At 45.4% G+C, this 1277-nt stretch carries 1 protein-coding gene; it reads right to left on the bottom strand.

What is annotated here, in order from left to right:
* Positions 1 to 173 precede the first annotated feature (173 nt).
* Complete coding sequence (locus Q664_RS54120) at positions 174 to 1034, bottom strand: broad-spectrum class A beta-lactamase TEM-1 (protein ID WP_000027057.1); 861 nt, start codon at positions 1032 to 1034, stop codon at positions 174 to 176.
* Positions 1035 to 1277 lie beyond the last annotated feature (243 nt).

The following is a 1277-nucleotide window of genomic DNA, read 5'->3' as shown; positions in this document are numbered from 1 at the left end:
CAAGAAGATCCTTTGATCTTTTCTACGGGGTCTGACGCTCAGTGGAACGAAAACTCACGTTAAGGGATTTTGGTCATGAGATTATCAAAAAGGATCTTCACCTAGATCCTTTTAAATTAAAAATGAAGTTTTAAATCAATCTAAAGTATATATGAGTAAACTTGGTCTGACAGTTACCAATGCTTAATCAGTGAGGCACCTATCTCAGCGATCTGTCTATTTCGTTCATCCATAGTTGCCTGACTCCCCGTCGTGTAGATAACTACGATACGGGAGGGCTTACCATCTGGCCCCAGTGCTGCAATGATACCGCGAGACCCACGCTCACCGGCTCCAGATTTATCAGCAATAAACCAGCCAGCCGGAAGGGCCGAGCGCAGAAGTGGTCCTGCAACTTTATCCGCCTCCATCCAGTCTATTAATTGTTGCCGGGAAGCTAGAGTAAGTAGTTCGCCAGTTAATAGTTTGCGCAACGTTGTTGCCATTGCTGCAGGCATCGTGGTGTCACGCTCGTCGTTTGGTATGGCTTCATTCAGCTCCGGTTCCCAACGATCAAGGCGAGTTACATGATCCCCCATGTTGTGCAAAAAAGCGGTTAGCTCCTTCGGTCCTCCGATCGTTGTCAGAAGTAAGTTGGCCGCAGTGTTATCACTCATGGTTATGGCAGCACTGCATAATTCTCTTACTGTCATGCCATCCGTAAGATGCTTTTCTGTGACTGGTGAGTACTCAACCAAGTCATTCTGAGAATAGTGTATGCGGCGACCGAGTTGCTCTTGCCCGGCGTCAACACGGGATAATACCGCGCCACATAGCAGAACTTTAAAAGTGCTCATCATTGGAAAACGTTCTTCGGGGCGAAAACTCTCAAGGATCTTACCGCTGTTGAGATCCAGTTCGATGTAACCCACTCGTGCACCCAACTGATCTTCAGCATCTTTTACTTTCACCAGCGTTTCTGGGTGAGCAAAAACAGGAAGGCAAAATGCCGCAAAAAAGGGAATAAGGGCGACACGGAAATGTTGAATACTCATACTCTTCCTTTTTCAATATTATTGAAGCATTTATCAGGGTTATTGTCTCATGAGCGGATACATATTTGAATGTATTTAGAAAAATAAACAAATAGGGGTTCCGCGCACATTTCCCCGAAAAGTGCCACCTGACGTCTAAGAAACCATTATTATCATGACATTAACCTATAAAAATAGGCGTATCACGAGGCCCTTTCGTCTTCAAGAATTCGCGGCCGCAATTAACCCTCACTAAAGGGATCC

This window comes from Archangium violaceum Cb vi76, assembly GCF_000733295.1.
Lineage (GTDB): Bacteria > Myxococcota > Myxococcia > Myxococcales > Myxococcaceae > Archangium > Archangium violaceum.
The sequence above is the reverse complement of the archived record's forward strand: the minus strand, read 5'-3'. Positions and strand labels throughout refer to the sequence as shown.